This is a genomic window from Streptomyces sp. NPDC046831 (assembly GCF_040645305.1).
Lineage (GTDB): Bacteria > Actinomycetota > Actinomycetes > Streptomycetales > Streptomycetaceae > Streptomyces.
Window position 1 is genome coordinate 93,232 of record NZ_JBEYXZ010000025.1, and the last position, 18,400, is coordinate 111,631.

Annotated in this window: 16 protein-coding genes and 3 pseudogenes; 11 read left to right on the forward strand and 8 right to left on the reverse strand. The window is 69.8% G+C overall.

Annotated features, from left to right (window positions below; genetic code table 11):
• Positions 1–47: 47 nt before the first annotated feature.
• Genes ABZ920_RS21345 through ABZ920_RS21360 form a run of 4 tightly spaced genes read left to right on the forward strand, consistent with a single transcriptional unit; the run spans position 48 to position 2,008 of the window.
• Positions 48–440 carry a roadblock/LC7 domain-containing protein gene (locus ABZ920_RS21345; protein ID WP_361507131.1) on the forward strand — a complete coding sequence of 131 codons (393 nt, stop codon included), beginning with the start codon at positions 48–50 and terminating at the stop codon, positions 438–440.
• 3 nt (positions 441–443) lie between these two features.
• Positions 444–830 carry a DUF742 domain-containing protein gene (locus tag ABZ920_RS21350; protein ID WP_361507134.1) on the forward strand — a complete coding sequence of 129 codons (387 nt, stop codon included), beginning with the start codon at positions 444–446 and terminating at the stop codon, positions 828–830.
• The gene (locus ABZ920_RS21355) at positions 808–1,431 is read left to right on the forward strand and encodes an ATP/GTP-binding protein (protein WP_361507137.1); all 624 of its coding nucleotides are present in this window, start codon (positions 808–810) and stop codon (positions 1,429–1,431) included. The genes ABZ920_RS21350 and ABZ920_RS21355 overlap by 23 nt, the downstream gene beginning before the upstream one ends.
• Positions 1,394–2,008 (forward strand): GAF domain-containing protein, encoded by a 615-nt coding sequence (locus ABZ920_RS21360; RefSeq protein WP_361507140.1) that lies wholly within the window; start codon positions 1,394–1,396, stop codon positions 2,006–2,008. The genes ABZ920_RS21355 and ABZ920_RS21360 overlap by 38 nt, the downstream gene beginning before the upstream one ends.
• A gap of 202 nt (positions 2,009–2,210) precedes the next feature.
• Here ABZ920_RS21360 and ABZ920_RS21365 read toward each other — a convergent pair.
• A pseudogene (locus ABZ920_RS21365) lies at positions 2,211–3,123 on the reverse strand (DNA helicase UvrD); the annotation flags it as partial.
• Between the two features lie 361 nt (positions 3,124–3,484).
• Between ABZ920_RS21365 and ABZ920_RS21370 the strand changes: the two are divergent.
• Complete coding sequence (locus ABZ920_RS21370) at positions 3,485–3,883, forward strand: hypothetical protein (RefSeq protein ID WP_361507143.1); 399 nt, start codon at positions 3,485–3,487, stop codon at positions 3,881–3,883.
• A gap of 78 nt (positions 3,884–3,961) precedes the next feature.
• Here the strand turns inward: ABZ920_RS21370 and ABZ920_RS21375 are convergent.
• The 3 genes and pseudogenes from ABZ920_RS21375 to ABZ920_RS21385 all read right to left on the reverse strand — a co-directional run bounded on the left by ABZ920_RS21375 (position 3,962) and on the right by ABZ920_RS21385 (position 6,702).
• Positions 3,962–4,891 (reverse strand): annotated as a pseudogene (locus ABZ920_RS21375) (tetratricopeptide repeat-containing protein kinase family protein).
• A 100-nt stretch (positions 4,892–4,991) separates the two neighbouring features.
• Positions 4,992–5,978, reverse strand: a complete 987-nt coding sequence (locus ABZ920_RS21380; protein WP_361507146.1) for an NAD-dependent epimerase/dehydratase family protein — start codon at positions 5,976–5,978, stop codon at positions 4,992–4,994.
• A gap of 253 nt (positions 5,979–6,231) precedes the next feature.
• Complete coding sequence (locus ABZ920_RS21385; RefSeq protein ID WP_361507149.1) at positions 6,232–6,702, reverse strand: ATP-binding protein; 471 nt, start codon at positions 6,700–6,702, stop codon at positions 6,232–6,234.
• Positions 6,703–6,821: 119 nt separating this feature from the next.
• Between ABZ920_RS21385 and ABZ920_RS21390 the strand changes: the two genes are divergently transcribed.
• The 3 genes from ABZ920_RS21390 (at position 6,822) to ABZ920_RS21400 (ending at position 8,809) form a co-directional block, all read left to right on the forward strand.
• On the forward strand, positions 6,822–7,676 hold the full coding sequence (locus ABZ920_RS21390; protein ID WP_361507177.1) for a helix-turn-helix transcriptional regulator: 855 nt from the start codon (positions 6,822–6,824) through the stop codon (positions 7,674–7,676).
• A 17-nt stretch (positions 7,677–7,693) separates the two neighbouring features.
• On the forward strand, positions 7,694–7,879 hold the full coding sequence (locus tag ABZ920_RS21395) for a DUF397 domain-containing protein (protein ID WP_361507180.1): 186 nt from the start codon (positions 7,694–7,696) through the stop codon (positions 7,877–7,879).
• Between the two features lie 486 nt (positions 7,880–8,365).
• Entirely contained in the window at positions 8,366–8,809 is a 444-nt protein-coding gene (locus ABZ920_RS21400; protein WP_361507151.1) for a hypothetical protein, read from the forward strand.
• A 29-nt stretch (positions 8,810–8,838) separates the two neighbouring features.
• Here ABZ920_RS21400 and ABZ920_RS21405 read toward each other — a convergent pair whose 3' ends face one another.
• Genes ABZ920_RS21405 through ABZ920_RS21415 form a run of 3 tightly spaced genes read right to left on the reverse strand, consistent with a single transcriptional unit; the run spans position 8,839 to position 12,249 of the window.
• The gene (locus ABZ920_RS21405) at positions 8,839–9,432 is read right to left on the reverse strand and encodes a hypothetical protein (RefSeq protein WP_361507154.1); all 594 of its coding nucleotides are present in this window, start codon (positions 9,430–9,432) and stop codon (positions 8,839–8,841) included.
• A complete protein-coding gene (locus ABZ920_RS21410; protein WP_361507157.1) occupies positions 9,429–11,717 on the reverse strand; it encodes a DUF6571 family protein in 2,289 nt (762 codons plus the stop codon). The genes ABZ920_RS21405 and ABZ920_RS21410 overlap by 4 nt, the downstream gene beginning before the upstream one ends.
• 22 nt (positions 11,718–11,739) lie before the next feature.
• On the reverse strand, positions 11,740–12,249 hold the full coding sequence (locus ABZ920_RS21415; RefSeq protein ID WP_361507159.1) for a hypothetical protein: 510 nt from the start codon (positions 12,247–12,249) through the stop codon (positions 11,740–11,742).
• Between the two features lie 1,284 nt (positions 12,250–13,533).
• Here ABZ920_RS21415 and ABZ920_RS21420 point away from each other — a divergent pair.
• Positions 13,534–14,775, forward strand: coding sequence for an Ig-like domain-containing protein (locus ABZ920_RS21420; RefSeq protein ID WP_361507162.1), 1,242 nt, complete (start codon positions 13,534–13,536; stop codon positions 14,773–14,775).
• Positions 14,776–14,965: 190 nt separating this feature from the next.
• Here the strand turns inward: ABZ920_RS21420 and ABZ920_RS21425 are convergent, their stop codons facing one another.
• On the reverse strand, positions 14,966–16,207 hold the full coding sequence (locus tag ABZ920_RS21425) for a serine/threonine-protein kinase (RefSeq protein WP_361507183.1): 1,242 nt from the start codon (positions 16,205–16,207) through the stop codon (positions 14,966–14,968).
• A gap of 555 nt (positions 16,208–16,762) precedes the next feature.
• Here ABZ920_RS21425 and ABZ920_RS21430 point away from each other — a divergent pair.
• Both ABZ920_RS21430 and ABZ920_RS21435 read left to right on the forward strand, forming a co-directional pair.
• Positions 16,763–17,923, forward strand: coding sequence for a S1 family peptidase (locus ABZ920_RS21430; protein ID WP_361507165.1), 1,161 nt, complete (start codon positions 16,763–16,765; stop codon positions 17,921–17,923).
• Between the two features lie 295 nt (positions 17,924–18,218).
• Positions 18,219–18,317: pseudogene (locus ABZ920_RS21435) on the forward strand (WXG100 family type VII secretion target); the annotation flags it as partial.
• Positions 18,318–18,400: the final 83 nt, after the last annotated feature.

Genomic DNA, 18,400 nt, shown 5'->3' on the forward strand with positions numbered 1-18,400 from the left:
CCGTCCAGCAAGCCCATTTCCTTCTGCCGAAAGAGGAGGCCACGATCGTGGCGAGCGAAGACCTTTCCTGGCTGTTGACAGGTCTGGTGAACCGGGTGCCGCACACCCGAAGCGCCTTGTTGCTGTCCTCGGACGGACTGGTGAAGGCAGCGGAGGGGCTCGACACGGACGCCGCCGACCAGTTGGCCGCGCTCGCCAGCGGGCTGTACTCATTGGCGCGCAGCGCGGGCCGGCACTTCGACGACGGCGGCGACGTGCGGCAGATAGTGACGGAGCTCAGCACCTCGCTGCTGTTCGTCTCGACCGCCGGGCACGGCGCGGTGCTGGCGGTGCTGGCCGGACGCGAGGCGGACGCGGCGGTGCTGGGCTACGAGATGGCCATGATGGTGAAGAGCGTGCGCCCGCACCTGGCCACGCCGCCGCGGCACGTGGTGGGGTAACCGATGACGCCGGTCCTCCCCGACGGACCGCTGACCAACGAAGCGGTCGGGCGGCTGGTCCGTCCCTACACCGCGAGCGACGGCCGGACCAGGGCCACGTCCCACTTCACGCTCGTGACCGTGGTGCGGGCCACGGGTGCCCAGACGCAGGGCACCTTCGGCCTGGAGCATGCGCAGGTGCTGGCGCTGTGCGAGAGCCCTGTGAGCGTCGCCGAGGTCGCGGCCCGGATGCAGGTGCCGGCCGCCGTGGTCAAGGTGCTGCTGTCCGATCTGGCCGAGGGGGGCGCGGTGGTCGCAGGCCACGCGCCCCCGCCCTCCCCGGACCACTACGCACGACCTGATCGAGACCTCCTGGAAGCGGTACGCGATGCCCTCCTCAAACGACTGTGACCCGCTGCCCGCCGAAGGCCTGCCGACGGGAATCAAGGTGCTCGTCGCCGGCGGGTTCGGCGTGGGAAAGACCACCTTCGTCAACGCGCTCAGCGAGATCGAGCCGCTGAGCACCGAGGAGATGCTGACCGCCGTCAGCGCGGCCACGGACCGACTGGACGGAGTGGAGAACAAGGCCACCACCACCGTGGCCCTGGACTTCGGCCGGATCACCCTCAGTGCGTCCCATGTCCTGTACCTGTTCGGCGCACCCGGACAGGAGCGCTTCTGGTTCATGTGGGACGAACTCTCCGAGGGGGCGCTCGGGGCGGTGGTCCTCGCCGACACCCGCAGGCTGGAGCACTCCTTCGCCGCGGTGGACTTCTTCGAGCGGCGCGGCATCCCCTTCGTCGTCGCCGTCAACGAGTTCGACGGCGCGCACCGCTACCACGCGGAGGAGGTGCGGACCGCGCTCGACCTCAGGCAGGAGGTGCCGGTGGCGCTGTGCGACGCCCGCGTCCAGAGCTCGGGCATCCGCGTGCTGCTCGAACTGATCCAGCACCTGATCACGACAAGGAGTTCCCATGGCAGCGACACCGCCCCACCCCTCCTCCGGGCCTGAGTCCGGGATCGCCGTGCGCCATCTGCTCCTCCCCCCGGAGGACCCACAGGTGCGTACCCGATCCGAGCGGCTGCGCGCGCTGGGCATCGAAGCCCGTCCGGATGCGGAACTCGACGCCTTCGCACGGGAGCTGGCACAGCGCACCGGCGGCTGCTATGCCGGGGTCAACTTCTTCCTCGACGCCGACCGCCAATACTTCGCAGGGCTGTACAGCGCCGCACAGGACACCCCGGTGCACGTGGGATCGCCGTTGCTGGAGGAGCCGGTGCCCGGCCGTGTCATGCCCCGCGACATCGACATGGGCATCTGCCCGCACGTGGTCAAGCGCCGCCGGGCGCTGGTGCTGGAGGACATCCGGGATTTCCCGCGGTTCGCCGGAAACCGGGTGGTCGACGCGATCGGCATCCACTCCTACCTGGGCGCACCGCTGATAGACAGCACCGGCGAGGTGCTCGGCACCATCTGCGTGGTCGACCATGACCCGCAGCCATGGGGGCGCAAGGGGCTGGAAACCATCAAGACCATGGCTGCGGAACTGGTCGAACGGCTGGAGGAGTCGGCGCGCCGTCGCAGCTGACCGGCGGCCGCCGGACTCGCACGACCCGTCCATGGTCTGTGAGCGGCAGGTTCTGGGGAACGGCCGTCGACCAGCGGGCGGGCGGGTCGGACACCCCATGTCGTTCGACGTCGAACGGCGTGGGACTGCAGGGTGTGATCGGGCGGCCGCTCCGCCGTACAGGGTCCGGGCCGTCCTGGAACGTGACGGAGATCGTGTCCAAGAGGAGGATGCGGTCGCCGTCGCGCAGGTGCCGCAGCAGGTGCCGCACCCGGTGGAGGGCGACGACGGACTTCCCGGTGCCGGGCCCGCCGGTCACCTGCGCCGGGCCGGAGTACGACGGACGGTAGGCGACCTTGTAGCTGGGCGGAGTGCAGGAAGATCCGCCAGGCGGCGAACGGCTTGTCGAGGATGCCGCGCAGTTCGTCGGCGTCCGCGACGACGGCGATCCGGGTGCGGGCGCGGGTGTGGGCGATGGCGGCCGCGTAGTCGGTGGTGTCGACGGGCTCCTGCGAAGCCGCGTCGGCCAGGGCCGGCACGACGACCTCCTGCCACGTCTGCTCGACACTCGCGCCGAGGGCCAGGTGCTCCAGCACCTTGTACTGGTCCGACGGGAAGAACCGCCCGAAGACGTCGAGCTGCTACAGGCTGGTCAGCACGCGAGCCTGCGCGAGGGTGGTGGCGTCGATGCCGAGCGCCGCCATCTCCCCGTCTGACATCTTCGCGAAGAGCCGCTGCTCCTCGGCGGGGGCGATGCGCTCGTAGGTGGGGGTCAGCTCCTCCAGGGGGGCGATCTCGCGGAGTTCCACGGCACCGGTGACGGCGTTGATGGTCGCCTTCTGCCGCACCGCCCACTCGGTGGCCTCGTCGTGCGGGCCGACCCGGAGGAGCACGAAGGTGTCGCCCGTCTCGGGCGCGAGGACCACACCGCGATACCCCTGGGTGATCCGGATGGTCCGGATCTGCCGGTCCTTGGCGCCCTTGAGGGATTCCAGCTTCAGGCCCGGGTCCTTGAAGAGCTGGTCGAGGGTGAGCCGCTCGCACTTCTCCCAGGCGTCGAACACGCCGTTCCTGACGTGCTTCTCGAGCTTCTCCAACTGCTGGCAGAAGGCTCTGTCGAGGGCGAGGTGCGGCATGACGGGATTTTAGGCCGTCACGGTGTGGCCGCGGCCGCGTCATGCCCCCACCGCCGTCGCAAGGGGACGACCTTCCTGGCCGGAAAGCACACAACAACCTCCTCCCGTGCAAGTCCACGCCCGCGCCGAGCCTCCGCGACTGCCACTCCAAGGCGACGAAGTCCATCACGCCATGCTGGGCACCGCCCGGATGCACGAGCTCATCCTCGCCGGGCAGACGCGGGGCCCCGGGGCCCAGGCTGCCTCAACATCCCCTATTTACCCGGTGGTTGATGACTGCCACACTGCTTGACGCCGGTACACAGCTGGCTGACAGCGAGGGGGCACGGGCCTTACCGGCGTACCCAAGGGAGGGAACAACGTGCGAATCCGTTCACGCGCCATGACCGTCGCGGCTGCCGCCGTCCTGGCCGCTGGTGGCCTCACCGCCGCCACCAGCACCTCTGCGGTGGCGGCACCTGCTGCCGCCCTGTCCTGCTACGGCAGTGCCAAGAGCTACAGCACCGGCACTACCTACGCCTGGCCCACTGCCACGGCGTGGGCGACCACCACGTCCAACTGCGCGGACATCAACGTCAAGCCCAGCCGTACGGTGAGAGTGAGCGCCTGCCTCCTCAAGTCCAGCACCAACGAGGTCACGTGCAACAGTTACCGCACGATCTCCGCCAATACCTGGGGCACAGCAGCCACTACCGTTCTGGACGGCACCAAGTTCTACCTGGTGTTCGACAATCCCAGCTCCGGACAGGTCGCCTACTGATCCGTTTCCCGCGGCAGCTGAGGAGTGCGAGCCAGGCCGGGGGTGTCTGTCATCCGCCCCCCGGTTCGGGCAACGCCGTCACTCGTCGCCGAGTTCCCGGCGGAGCATGGCCAGGACCTCCGCGGCCTCGACGGCCACGTCGTGGCGCGGACCGTGGACGAGCACGACATCCTCGTACAGGGCCTCCAGACAGGCCCGGGCCTCCTCCGGGTTGCCCTGGCTGAGCAGCAGCATGCCGATGTCGCGGCGCAGCTCCACGGCCGCGTCGCTGACATCGCTCTCGACGGCCCGTTCCACCTCGAAGCCCCCCGAAGCTCCGCCAGCGCCTCGGTCACCTGGCCGAGTTCGCCGCGGCAGCGGGCGGCCTGGGCGCGGCAGTCGCGGGCGGCCTCGCCGGCCGGCCCGTTGATGCGGGCGAACGCCTCGGCCAGTGCCTCGAACTCGGGCAGGGCCGCCCGGTGGTCGCCCGCCAGCTGCCGGCTGACCGCCCGGCGCTGCCGCAGGCGCAGGACGGCCTTGTTCTCGGCGCCCAGGGCCCGAGCCAGCGGCTCGATCATCTCCCCGGCGACCTCGGCGGCCCGGCTTGAGGTCGCGGTGCACCACGGGCACGTCGTGCGCGTACGACAGCACGGTGGCGACCTGCGCGGCCACCGCCACCGCCCAGGTGACAGGGAGGGGCCGCTCCTCGTGCACGTACCGGGTGAAGGGGACGCCCTCCACCAGCTCCATGACGAGGAACAGGTGCTCGTAGCCGCTGTCGAGGACCGCGTCGTACACCTGCGGCACGCCCGGGTGCTGGATGCGGGCGGTGATCCGGGCCTCGCGGCGGAAGCGCCGCTCCAGCTCCTCGGCCAGCCGGGGCGTGGCGGCGACGACCTGCGGCCGGATCCGCTTCACGGCGACGGGCCGGTCGAGCACCGCGTCGTAGCCCCGCCACACGTCACCCGTGCCGCCGTTGCCGAGCCGCTCCAGCAGCTCGTAGCGGCCCGCGATCGGTCTGTCCGGCACCTGATCCCCGCCCCGCGTCCTGCCCTCGCGCCCGCTCGCCCCCGAGCCCCGTTGGTACGCGGCCAGTTTCCCCGGAGAGGGATCACTGCATCCAGGCCCGTCAGCCGAGGGCGTCGAGCAACTCGCGCTCGCGCTGCGCGCTGAGGCCTGCGCGCCGTGTCCGGTCCAGCCCCTGCTCGCGTTCCCAGCGCAGCGTGTCGGCCAGCATCTCCGCCCGGGGCCGGTGCCGCAGCCCCGCGGCACGCGCCGAGGACCCGTCCCGGGCCGACCACCCTTCCGAGCCCGGCTCGACCAGCCACATCGCCAGCGATTCGGGCCCCATGTACTGGGCCACGCCGTGGGCGAGCAGCCACGCCGACTCGGCCGTGACGACCGGACCGGTGTGCCCGCCGACGGCGCGGGACAGCTCGATCCACTCTCCGAACGGAACGACCGGGCCGACGGCGTCGTATGTGCCGGTGGTTCCCGTCTCCGCGGAGTCGAGCAGCCAGGAAGCGAGGTCCCGCACGTCGACCACCTGGGTGGGCATGGCCGGTGTGTCGGGGACCAGCATCGGCCCTCGCGGATCGCGTGCGGAGCGGGCGACCCAGTAGCCGGAGCGCCCGCTGTGGTCGCCCGGACCGCCGATGAGCCCGGCTCGTGCGATGAGGAGGCGGTCGCCCACAGCGGCCGTCGACGCCTGCTCGCACGCGACCTTCGCCTCGCCGTACAACTCCCTGTCGACGTCGCTCCGGTCGGTCGGGGCGAGCAGGGCCGCGGACTCGTCCGCCCCCGGCGTGGCGTGGGAGGCGTAGGCGCTGACGGACGAGACGTACATCCAGTGCCCGGCCTTGCCGCTCAGCACCTCGAGTGCTCCACGAACGAAGCCCGGCTGCCATGACACCTCGACGACCGCGTCCCACACGCGGTCGAGCAGGGGCTCGTACGCCGACGGATCGCGCCGGTCGGCGGCGACCAGTGTCGCTCCGTCCGCGACCTCTCCGCTCTCGCCGCGCGCGAGGCAGGTCACCCGATGGCCGCGTTCGACCGCCTGCCGCGACAGCTCCCGACCCACCCATGCCGTTCCGCCCAGAACCAGGATCTCCATGCCGACACACAAGCACCGGGATCACCGCCCGGCCAGGCGGATTCGCTGACAGCAGATGGTCACTCCCGGCCTGGCGAGAGGAACCCGATCGCCTGCACCGCCACGTCCGCGCCCGCGTCGAGCACGCCTTCGCCCGCATCCACGCCCTCACGCTCACCGGGTGACAAAGGAAACAGCCAGGCCGGGCCGGTGCACCGCGTCGGGGACGCCGACGAGTGCCGCCCCCTCTGCGATCTGTTCGTCCAGGCGCGTCCTACGAGGGCGCGGCTGACGGGGCGTATCCCGCCACCGTGTACTCCGCCCAGACCATCTTGCCGGGGCCGTCCGGGCGCGGTGCGCAGCCCCAGCGATCGGCAAGGGCCTCGACGAGGAGCAGACCGCGACCGCCCTCGCCGTCGTCCGTCAGGGTGGCGGGGAGGCGGGGGACGCTTTCGCCCCTCGTGTCGGTGACCTCGATGCGTACGGCGCGGGTGGTCGGTGTGGACGCGGTGACGGTCAGGCGTACGCGGAAGTCCCGGCCCGCCACGTGCCCGTGCTGCACGGCGTTGGCGCACAGCTCCGCGGCCACGAGCGTGACGACGTCGTGCGCGTCACTGTCGTACGGAACGCCCCAGGCGTCGAGGCAGTGCTCGCACATGCGCCGGGCGAGACGGGCGCCGCGCGGACTGGAGCTGAAGCGCATCGTGAACTGGTGCACCGTGACGGGTGATTGTGTTGCGGTCATGCACTCACGGTGGCGCGGTGTGGCATAGCGTGACCAGCGGTGACGCGCTGCTTCCGAGGGTTCGTACGAGGCGGGTGCGGGCGCTGTACGGGACGGTACGCGGGGAGAGGTGCAAGGCGGTGACCGAGGTGCGGGGCGAGGAGACGGTACGGCCACAGCGGCGGCCGGAGGACGAGCCGGGGACGGGCGTGGTGACGGCGTTCGGGCGGCAGTTGAAGCTGCTGCGGACGCGGGCGGGGCTGGAGCGCGCGGAGTTCGGGAAGCGGCTGGGGTACTCGGCGGACACCGTGGCTTCGATCGAGCAGGGGAGGCGGATCCCGCAAGCCCAGTTCATCGAGAAGGCGGATGAGGTGCTGGGGGCGGGTGGGGTGCTTAGGGCGCTGAAGGAGGAGGTGGGGAGGGCTCAGTATCCGGCGTTCTTTCGGGACATGGCTCGCCTCGAAGCGGGAGCGATCACTCTCCATGTCTACGGGGCCTTGGCTGTGCCAGGCCTGTTGCAGACGGAGGACTACGCGCGTGCGGTCTTCACCATGCGGCGCCCGCTTCTTGATGACGAAGTAGTCGAGCAACGAATCGGGGCTCGGCTGGAGAGGCAGGAGATCTTCTCACGCCGACCACTTCCCACGCTGAGCTTCGTGATCGAGGAGACCGCTCTGCGTCGGCCGATCGGCGGGCGATCGGTGCTGCGCGGGCAGTTGGAGCAAATCCTGCGGTATGGACAGCTCAGGAACGTGGAGATTCAGGTCATGCCTACTGAGGCAGCGGAGCACTGTGGCCTGGGTGGGCCGTTCACCTTGATCGAGAACAGGGACGGACGGAGGATGGCGTACGTGGAGGTACAGCGGACCAGCCGCCTCTACACCGACCGTGCAGAAGTGCGGGATGCTGAGGAGCAATACGGCATTCTGCGGGCTCAGGCCCTGACTCCACGCGAGTCGCTGGCCTTCATCGAGGGACTTCTGGGAGAGAGATGACCCACCGAGTGAGCGAGCTGACCGTTCCGGAGTCAGCGTGGTTCAAGAGCAGCTACAGCAGTGGCGAGGGCGGGGAGTGCGTTGAGGTCGCTGCGGCCTCCGAAGCAGTCCTCGTCCGGGACTCCAAGCAACCCACAGCGGCCAAAATCGCGTTCGGCCCCAGGGCATGGGGCAGCTTCGTCCGGATGGCCGTCGAGCGCTGAGGCAGCGGACGTACGAGGAAATGGGGCCCGGTGGGCGCGCCGCACCGGGCCCCACTCGCCTCAGAAGTCGTCCAGCCCTTCCTCCCGGCGGATCATCCGCCAGGCCGCGCGGCGCGCACTGCGGTCGAGGTTGGACTTGAAGGCGGGAGGGGGTTCCTCATCCGTCCGCTTCACGAGTGGGGGTAGCTCCGGAGCCTAGGTCGGCTCCGGCACCAACTGCCCGCCTCTGAGCCCCCCGCTCACGAGCCGTGCCGTCTCCTCGGCCAAGTCCTGTGCGCGCCGCGCCTGTTCACGCAGCGCCTCGACACGGCGGAAGGCCTCGCCGTACCGCCGCTGCTCCGCCAGTGGCAGCAGCGGTACGCGCAGCCGCCCCGGGCTGAGGTGGAGTGACGAGCTGCCCGCCGAGGCGCCGGCCAGGTTGGCCTCCGAGCTGAGGAAACCGAGGAGGAACCAGGGGTCCAGCCGCGCCGGATCCGGTCGGAACAGGTGGACGCCGGCCCCCAGCAGGGCACCGGCCTCCGCCTAGACAGCGACACCTTCACCGTCGCGCTGGACAAGACCGCCACCTGGAACAACGGCGTCAAGGCGCAGCTGAGCGGCTTCAGCCGGGGCACTTCCGGCGAGTACGCCAGCCCGTCCGGCAAGGCCTACCTGGCCTTCTCCGTGACCATGCAGAACGGCTCCAAGACCTCGATCGACCTGAGCATGGTCAGCCTGTCCTGCCCGGAAGGCGCCGAGGAGGTCTTCGACACGGACGCCGGCTTCGCCGGCATGCCGGACACCCACCTGCTGCCGGGCAAGTCGCAGACCTGGAAGGCGGCCTGCGTGTTCCCCAGGACAGCCCGGGACGCCCAGATCGAGATCACGCCGACCGACACCTCCAGCTCCGGCTGGTACCGCACGGCCATCTTCACCGGCCAGGTGCGGTAGCGCGGACCGGGGCGCCGGGGGCGCGTCGGTCAGCCGCAGTCCTTGGATTCCTCGACCGCTTCGGTGAACGCGGTGATCAGTTTCTGCATGGCGGCCGGATCCTCCCGGTCGGGCGCCAGTACCTGGATCACCGCGTAGAGGTTCTGCCGCGGGTGGTCGTCGGATGTGCAGGAGGATGTCTTGCCGACTGCGCCGGTGCCCGAGTGGACGAAGCGGGCGTCGGCGGAGACCTTGGCGCCCTCCATCCCCGAGTAGCCGGCTGCCACCGACGAGGCGGACTCCCCGCGAGCCCACCAGGTGCGGGTCTGGCGCAGAGCGAGGTCGCCGTCGACGAGCACGTCGCACCGCTTCGCCCCGCCGCTCGGTGCCGACTCCTTCGTGCTCAGCGTCTTGCCACCGGGCAGGAAGGGCTCCACGAACCCGGGGTCGAGCGGTATCCCGCACAGAACACCCGGAACGTCGTACGCCCGCTCCTCACCACCGCCGTCCCCACCGGAGCAGCCTGTGAGGGCGAGGCCGCCGAGAAGGACGGTCACTGCGGACAGAGCGGGGGAGCGGTACACGGGGAAGTCCTCCAGTACGGGGCGGTCGGAGAGCGGAGAAAGGCCGGAAGGAAAGATCACTCGACCTCGGTCTTGAGATGGGGGGCCATGAAGAGGACGTCGTTGCCCCCGTTCCTGAACCCCTGCTGGGAGGCCGTGCGGGCGGTCTCGTCGATGCCCCGGTCCTGGAGGTCCTTGCGGTGGTGCGCTTCGGCGGCGAGTTCCGCGGCCTTCTCCGTGTAGGCGGAGTTCTTCTCCAGTCCGTCCTCCCAGGCCGCGCCGGACTTGGGACCGGCCTCCTCCATGTCGGAAGGCTCGAACTGCTGGAAGAACATTTCCACGATCGCCCCGCTGACGGTGCCCGCGGCGCCTCCGGCCGCCGCGCCGCCGGCCGGGGTGGCGACGAACGAAGTGCCGACCCCGATGCCCGTACCGATCACACCGCCGGTCACGCCCTTCCACACGTCCACCGAGTTCTTGAAGTCCTCGGCCTTCTGGTGGGCGGGGCCCACGATGGCCTCCTGCTGGCCGACGGCGAGCATGCCCGATATCTGGCCGGAACCGTGGGCGATGTTGGTGACGGTCTGTTCGAGATTCTTGGAGTACTCCGGTGGGGTGTTCGGATTCAGGTGGTAGTCCATCAGGTTGGCCATGTAGGTCTTGTTGGCCACTTCGACGGCCGCGTAGCCCTCCGGGTTCTGGCCCACCGAGACCATGAGCGCCGCCACGTCCGCGTGCTTGAGGTCGGCCGCCGTACCGGCGACGGGGAAGAGCTTGTCGATGTCCCCGTCCGAGTCGTCGGCGACCGCGCGGTTGATGTCCGGCAGGTATTCCGAGGTGATCTGCCCGATGCTGTCGCCCATGACCTGGTGATTGGTCAGCAGCTCCGGCTTCTCCGCGATGGAGGCGACCAGCTTCTCCATCAGCCTTGCCTGATCGGCGGTGTGCGGAGAAGCCTCCGTGGCCTCGGGCAGTTCGCCCGCCGGGTGCCCCGTGGTCGCGGCCTCCAGGGCCAGGCCCAGGTTGTTCCTGGCGCCGACGATCTCCTTGTTGTCGGTGCTGTCCTCGGGCCACCGCTCCTCGAAGAGGTACTCGAAGTTGGAGAGCGCGACGTTGCTCTTCTTGCCGTTCTCACCCTCCTTCTCGAACGGGGAGTCCTCCTTGGAGACGAACTCCTGGTGGAAGAAGTCCGTCGCCGCGTCCGGGCTGTTGGAGAGGGCCTTGAGGTAGCCGGAGAGCGGGTCGCGGCCGCTCTCCTCGCCGAGGTGGTTGAGCCAGGGCCCGTCACCGACGTGCGCCCAGGCCATTTCGGGATGTTCCCCGTTCCCGGACCGCTCGCGCTCGGTCCGCATCAGGGCGGTGCCGTAGCTCTTCAGGAAGTCGTCGTCGTAGTCGCCCGTGCGCAGCAGGTTTCCCATGACCTGGAAGCCCATGTACTGCTGGCCCGGGCCGACGAAGTCGCTGCCCATGGCGACCATGCGGCCCTTCCAGGACGCCATGTCGGCCGACTGGCTCTGGGTGGCCTCCGCCAGAGTCATACCGAGGTTGCGCTGCAGGTCGTCGAGCTTGTCCTCACGTTCGTACAGCAGCTGGCCGGTCTGGTTGAAGTCGTGGAGACCGGTCCAGAAGTCCATCAGTCCCTTGGGACCGAGCGAGGTGGTGAACCGTTCGGCGAAGAGCGGGTCGTCGGAGTACCAGGCGAGGCTCCTGTTGAGCCGGTCGATGTCGGCGGTGGTGAGGTCGGTCGGTTTCTTCTTCGCGATGGCGGCGAGTTCCTCGGCCTCCTTCAGGGCCGCGGCGGCGGCGTCACGGTCCTTGTAGGTGGCGTCGGAGAAGCCGTAGGTGGTCTGCTTGGCGAGGGCGCTGAGGACCTTGCTCGCGGAGTTGTCGCTCTCGGTGGCGGCGGAGAGGATGTCCGTGACCTCCTTGCACAGCGCGGCGACGTCGCTCTCGCTGTGGGAAGGTGGCGTGTACCCCTCCGCGGCCCGGTCGGGGTGGACGTTCATGGTGACGGTGAAGGTGCCGTCCCCGGTGTCCGTCACGGTCAGGTTCTTCTTCAGGCCGTTGTCTATCGCCGTCTTCAACTTCGTCTGGCTGGACCGCAGCTCCGCGGCCGTGTCGCTCAGGATGGCGTGTATCGACTTGGCCTGGGTGTGCGCGTCCTGGATCTCGCCGGACGTCTTGTGGATGAAGGCCTTGGTCACCTTGTGGTTCTCGCCCGCCCAGTCGGCCTTGGCGGCCGCTTGGTGCAGGCCCTTGTCGGCATCCTCGGCGAGGTCCTTGAGACTGCGGACGATCAAGGACCAGTCCTCGACCGCGTCGTCGAGAAGTTTGAAGTTGGCGAATCGCAGTGCGTCGAGATCCATCGGTCGGTGCCCCCGTGACGTGTTACTTCTTCTTGTCGCCGTAGATCGGATTGTGCTTGCCGGGCGGGCCGGTCCGCTCGTCGAAGCCGGCGTCCAAGGTGTCGATGCTGCTCATCTGCCGGTGGATGTACGCCTCGTCCCCGGCATGGATCTTCTTGGTGACCTGCATGTGGTTGGCTATCTGAGCGCAGGCGTCGAGAACCGAGTCCAGTTGCGTGGACCACTGGTTGTACACCTCCCGCAGCCCGGACCCCAGGGCGAAGCCCTGAGTGGTCAGGTCATCCGCAGCCTTGCCGACACTGGTGTTGTCGAGCCTGGCCCGGTCCCACAACTGGTTGTGGAGGGTGTGGGCGTGACTGCCGATCTTGGCCAGGTCCCGCTGCGTGACCTTCAGGTCACCTGTCTGGCTGGGCAACGGGGGCGCTCCGGTCGGCCCCTCATCGGCCGGATACTGGTTGAGCTGCATCCGGGTGTCACCCTGTCGGCGCTCCAGCGCCTCGGTCTTGAGCTGCTCCCACTCATCCCACGCCACCGTCCCGCTTCCTTCCCCCGGACCACATCCACTACCGACCGCGCCGATGGTAGCCACTCGAACCGATGCACAGGCTTTCTGCGCGAACTCTCTACGAGACGCGAACCCGCCGATGTCAGTTGCGTGTTGCCGGGATCAGCCCGGACGGTCGCGTCTGAAGACGTCGAGGTGGACGAGTGAGTCGAGTTGACGGCGCCAGAAGGGACGTCGAAGAAGTTGGCCGCGGCGGGGACGGGGCGGTCGAGTATCGCCGCCGCGGTGTCGTGGAGCCGGGCGTCGAGCGGCGTGGGGGATCCGCTGGAAGGCACGGCTGCCGATCCGGTGCCGGGGGCGGCGGGCTTGAGGCCGGTCAGGTCCAGCCGGTCGACGACCGAGAGGGCGGCGGGAACGGCCGGAGCGGCGAGGACCTCGGTGAGATGTGCGCGCACGGCCCCCGCCTCCACGGGTGACGCTTCGCACGTGTCGCCGTGGCACGGCCCGCACCACCGGATTCGTTCGCGGTCGCCAAGAGATCCCCGAGAACGGAATGCGGGCATGCGGGCGTCAGCTCGTCAACGATCATAGACAGACGACGTGGAGTGGGCCTTCACCGGCACCAGCGCAGGTCAGGGATCTCCCTGCTGGGGTATTCACTGCAATTAAGCGCATCTGCGGGCCCTGCAGCCACCCCTTGACCGTGGTGCTTTGCATCAGTGCTGTGGTGAACGCCACCTGGGGTACCGCTACCTATAGACGCAGCTCACAGCTCCACCCCTCGTCTGACACATCCGGCGCCGTGCCGGAGCCGGCCGACCGGGACGGGGATCGTCGACAGGGGCGATTCGCTTCGAGGGCGGGGTGGGCGTGTCCGGTTCCGCCCGAACGGTCTTGCCGCCGGGCGGGCACGGCTCTGTTCTCCAGCGGTCGGCAAGGGCGGTCACCATGAGCAGGCCGCGGCCCGACTCCGCGTCCGGGGGCGTGGTGAAGTCCGTGGCGGGTCGGGGGAGGCGATCACACCGCGCGTCGGTCAGGGCGATCCGCAGCAGGCCGGCCGCCGGTCGAAGTGGAGGGCCCACCGGAAATCCCGGCCTTGAACGCGGCTGGCCGGCATCGGGCGGAAAGTGCAGACCGCTAGGAGCCGTCCGGCCTCGGGGAGAGCCTCGACAGCATGCCCGACAGTGGGTGGGATTCGCCACAAAGTGTCCATTTGCAGCGGATGAGTGCGTATAAGTGATGTGAAAGGTGGTTGCGCTCCTCAGGCAACCAGCGACCAGAGATGCAGGGACCAAGGGCAGGGAGAGGCGTTTGATCACGGCACGCAAACGACGCACCAGGCTGGCGGCCGCGACCGGCGTACTCGGCGGCGTGCTCGCAGTCACGGCCTTCGGTGGCACCAGCAAGGCCGCCACCGGCGGCAATGACGCCGGGAACCCCCCGAAAACGCCGGCTTCAGCGGGTCCGGCGGCCGCCCAGGACGCTTCCGATGCCCGAATAAAGATCACGCCCGGGCAAGGCGCCCACGGCGTCGCGATCAACGCCCCCGTCGAGGTCACGGTCAGTAACGGAAACCTCACCAAGGTGACCATGACCGCCGTCGCGACCGGCGCTGAGATTCGGGGCACCCTGTCCGCGGACGGCACGTCCTGGAAGCCGGACGGCCCGCTGGATCGGGCCACCAAGTACCAGGTCGCCGCAGAGGCCGAGGACGCCAAGGGGCGCTCCACCACCGAAGACGCCACGATCGCCACGGTCTCCCCGGCCAGCGACTTCATCGGGCACCTCTCACCCGAGGACGGCTCGACCGTCGGCGTGGGCATGCCGGTGACGGTCAACTTCGACAAGGCGATCGCCGACAAGGCCGCCGTGCAGTCGAAGATCCAGGTCAGCTCCAGCAGTGGCCAGCGGGTCGTCGGTCACTGGCTCAACGACGCCCGCCTGGACTTCCGCCCCGAGAACTACTGGAAGCCCGGCTCCACCGTCACCGTCAGGCTCGACCCCCATGGCATCCAGAAGACGGTCACCTTCAAGATCGGCCGGAGCCAGATCAGCACGGTCGACGCCAAGACGAAGCAGATGACCGTCGTACGGAACGGCAAGACGATCAGGACCATCCCGATCTCGTCCGGCAGCCCCGAGCACCCGACGTACAACGGTCAGATGGTCATCTCCGAGAAGTTCCGGCACATTCGTATGAACGCTGCGAGCGTCGACCTCACGGAGAAGGACGGCAAGCCCTCGTACAACATCGCGGCCGTACCGCACGCCATGCGCCTGTCCGACTCGGGCACGTTCCTCCACGGCAACTACTGGGGTGCGGACTCGGTCTTCGGCAAGGTCAACACCAGCCACGGCTGCGTGGGCCTGAAGGACGTCAAGGGCGGCGGCGACGCCGAGCAGCCCGCCGCGTGGTTCTTCGACCACTCGATGATCGGTGACGTCGTGATCGTCAAGAACTCCCAGGACGCCACGAAGCTGGCCCCGGACAACGGTCTCAGCGACTGGAACATGCCGTGGAGCGAGTGGGTCGCGGGCAGCGCGACCGGCTGACGCCAGGTCGTGTCCCACACCTGAACGTGAGTCCCTTCCGCCAGGCGGCGGCCGACACCATGTCGGCCGCCGCCTGCCGCGTCAGGGCGCTCGAGCAGCCTCCGGACCGGGACGTCCCCGTCGTCCGTTTCCTTCCCGAGCCCCCTCTCCACGCCTTCACCGTCGAGTTGGTCGATGAGGCGGGCCGGTCTCAGAAACGTGGTGGCAGGAACCGCCCCAGCACGGCGGTCAGCTGGGTGATCCAGTCGCCGAGTTCGCCCTGGTCGCGGGTGGTGACCCGGCACGACTGCGAGGTGCCGTCGTGGAGGTAGACGGTGACGGTGAGGCCGCGTCCGGACTCGGTGTGGGTGAGGGCGCGGACGGCGTGCCAGGGGACATCGAAGGGGCGGCCGTTGATACCAAGGGAGATGCCGTGCGCGTCGGCGACGACGGCGTTCTTGCGGTCCATGGCGAGGAACTCGTGCTCCTCGGCCGCCGCCACCGGCTCGGGCGGGCCGAAACCGCCTGGCGGCGTGGACGGCGGCGGAACAGCGGGCACCGGCGGGTACGGGGAAGCCGCGGAGACCGTCGGCAGCTGTGCGACCGGCGGCGCCGTGGGGGAGGGCGCGACGGGCGGCGCCGTGGGGGAGGAAGGCGGAGCGAACATGGTCGGGGTGTAGGCGGCGGGCGGGACACTGGTCTGCGCGGGGGCCAGCAGGTCGAGCAACTGCCCGGCGGTGGGGCGCTGTTCCGGCTCCTTGGCCATGCACGCGGCCACCGTCGGCCGCAGTCCCGCGGGCACCGCCGTCATGTCGGCCTCGTGGTGGACCGAGCGGTACATCAGCATCATCGGCGTGCCTTCGCCGAAGGCGCTGCCGCCGGCCGCTGCGACGAGGACGGCGCCCAGCGCGAAGATGTCCGCGGCGGCGGTGACGGGCAGTCCCTCCGCCTGCTCCGGCGCGAGGAACCCCGGGGTGCCGAGCGCCGCTCCCGTGACCGTGAGCCGTGATTCTTCGAGCGCACGGGCGATGCCGAAGTCGACGACCCTGGGCCCGTCGTCGGCCATGATGATGTTGCCGGGTTTCAGGTCGCGGTGGACCAGGCCGCAGGCGTGAATGGCCTGCAGTGCCTCTGCCAGCGCCAGGCCCAGCCGGCGCAGCGACCCCTCGTCCATCGGCCCCCGGGCGGTGAGGAGGCCGGCGAGGGTGGGACCGGGCACGTACGCGGTGGCGAGCCAGGGCGCGGGAGCGTCCGGGTCCGCGTCCACGACCGGTGCCGTGTGGAAACCGCCCACCGCGCGGGCGGCGGTGATCTCGGCGCGGAAGCGCTCGCGGAACTCCGGGTCCCGGGCCAGTTCCGGTTTGGCGACCTTCACGGCCACACTCCGACCGCCGCGCGATCTCGCCAGATAGACGGTGCCCATGCCGCCTTCGCCGAGCACCCGCTCGACCATGTAGGCGCCGATCTGCTGCACGCCGATTCCTCCCCCTGTGCTTCCCTCCACGCCACCCTAGAGCAGCTCGGGAGGCGGGTGGGCAGCCGGTGTCCTTTCGGCCCGGCCCGCCCGGTCCCGGTCCTGGTCCTCGGCCCCGATTTCGGCCCGGTCCCGGTGCCGGTCCCGGTCCCGGCACCGATCCCGCTCCTCGGATCGTCCCCCGCCCGGACGGGGCGTCAAGGCCGGGCCCCTGCGCCCTGTTGGGCACGCGGCGGAGGCGATGAACGGCGCTGTCCTCGTCGTCCAGGCGCCCGTGGTCCGCCGCCCGGGAGAACGGACGGCGGTCCACGTCCGCGCCGGCGCTCCGGGCTGCAGGTTCTCAAATGACGTTCACCGCTTTCCGGTTGGCCTCCTCCCGGAGCCGCGCCCCGACGCGAAAAGACCCTGCATTGGCATGGACCTGACCGTGAAGACGCCGCTACCGTTTTCTCGCGGCACTCATGAGAGCGCTCTCAGTACGTATGCCCTTCCGCTCCACCCCCACCGTGACCGGAACGAAGAAAGGCAACCCCCATGAGACGCACCACAGTTCTGCGTGCCGGCCTGTCCGCGGCACTGCTGCTCGCCTCCGCCGTCGCAGGCCTGAGCGGACAGGCGTCCGCTGCGCCGGTCCCGTCCGGCTCGGCGTCCGCCGCCGAGGCCCCGGCGTCGGCGGCCCTGATCGCAGCCATGCAACGCGACCTGCACCTGACGAAGTCGCAGGCCACCGCCCGCCTCGCGGCGGAGAGCGCGGCGCGTGAGGTGGAGGGCGCCGCTCGTAAGGCCGCCGGGGCGTCGTACGGCGGCGCGTGGTTCGACGCGGAACGCGGCGCGCTCGTCGTCGCCCTCGCCGACGCATCGCACCGCGCGGCCGTCGAGGCCACCGGAGCCGAGATCGCGCGCGTGGCCCACACCGAGCGGCAGTTGAACGCGACGAAGGCGAAACTGGACGCGATGCGGGCGCCGAGCGGTGTCAGCGGCTGGCACGTGGATCCCCGGTCCAGCTCGGTCGCCATCACCGTGGTGGCGTCCAGCAAGGACGACAACGATGTCAGCGAGTTCCTCGCCCGGGCGCGCAAGGCCGGCCCGGTGACGGTGACCGAAGCACCGCAGGCGCCGCGCACGTTCGCCGCGGGAACGGTGGGCGGCGACCCGTACTACACGGGCAACGTCCGCTGTTCCATCGGCTTCTCCGTCTACGGCGGATTCGTCACCGCCGGGCACTGCGGGCAGCCGGGCATGGGCGTGAGCGGCTGGGACCGCTCCTACATCGGCAACTTCCAGGGCTCCTCGTTCCCCGACAACGACTACGCCTGGGTCAACGTCAGCAGCGGCTGGTGGACCGTGCCCGTCGTACTCGGCTGGGGCACCGTCTCCGACCAACTGGTGCGCGGCTCGGCCGAGGCACCGATCGGCGCGTCGATCTGCCGCTCGGGGTCGACGTCCCACTGGCACTGCGGAACGGTGCTCGCCAAGAACGAGACCGTCAACTACAGCCAGGGCGCGGTGCACCAGATGACGAAGACCAGCGTCTGCGCCGAACCCGGCGACTCCGGAGGCTCCTTCATCAGCGGCGACCAGGCCCAGGGCGTCACCTCGGGGGGCTGGGGGAACTGCAGCTCCGGCGGCGAGACGTGGTACCAGCCGGTGAACGAGATCCTCAGCCGCTACGGGCTGACGCTGCACACGGCCTGACGCGGACGTCCTGCCCGGCGGTGACCCGTAGTACCGGCGCAGCTGCGCCGGTACTACGTTCCGCTCGCCCGTTCGTGCCTGACTGACCACCGGTAGGAGAGAGCCGGGCGAGCGCGCTCAGGATGATCGATACGGTACCCAAGCGTCCTGTGACCCACCGCGACGACGTGGGTTCTGTCGTGTCGGGTCGGCGAGGGTGCCTGCTCAGTGCGGAGCTCCCCGGTGTGCGAGGCTGGTTGACTTCTCCTCGCCGAGCACGGGGATCGGGAACGACTCGGTCTTGCCGGACCCGATGCTCCAGGCGGCCCAGAAGTGGCTGCGCGAGTGCGTGACCGAGAGCCACATCAACTACGCGGCGACGCACCAGGCCGTGCTGCGCGGCTGGGGGGGTGCCTCTATGTCTTTCGTCAAGCAGGCTGTGGGGTTCTGGGTTCGTAGAAGGTTCCGTCGCGGAGCATGGCGAACAGGACGCTGATG

Coding starts and splice junctions, on each gene's coding strand:
- ABZ920_RS21350 (WP_361507134.1), top strand. CDS start 444: ATGACGCCGGTCCTCCCCGACGGACCGCTGACCAACGAAGCGGTCGGG.
- ABZ920_RS21355 (WP_361507137.1), top strand. CDS start 808: ATGCCCTCCTCAAACGACTGTGACCCGCTGCCCGCCGAAGGCCTGCCG.
- ABZ920_RS21360 (WP_361507140.1), top strand. CDS start 1,394: ATGGCAGCGACACCGCCCCACCCCTCCTCCGGGCCTGAGTCCGGGATC.
- ABZ920_RS21380 (WP_361507146.1), bottom strand. CDS start 5,978: ATGGAGATCCTGGTTCTGGGCGGAACGGCATGGGTGGGTCGGGAGCTG.
- ABZ920_RS21385 (WP_361507149.1), bottom strand. CDS start 6,702: ATGACCGCAACACAATCACCCGTCACGGTGCACCAGTTCACGATGCGC.
- ABZ920_RS21410 (WP_361507157.1), bottom strand. CDS start 11,717: ATGGATCTCGACGCACTGCGATTCGCCAACTTCAAACTTCTCGACGAC.
- ABZ920_RS21425 (WP_361507183.1), bottom strand. CDS start 16,207: ATGGTCGAGCGGGTGCTCGGCGAAGGCGGCATGGGCACCGTCTATCTG.
- ABZ920_RS21430 (WP_361507165.1), top strand. CDS start 16,763: ATGAGACGCACCACAGTTCTGCGTGCCGGCCTGTCCGCGGCACTGCTG.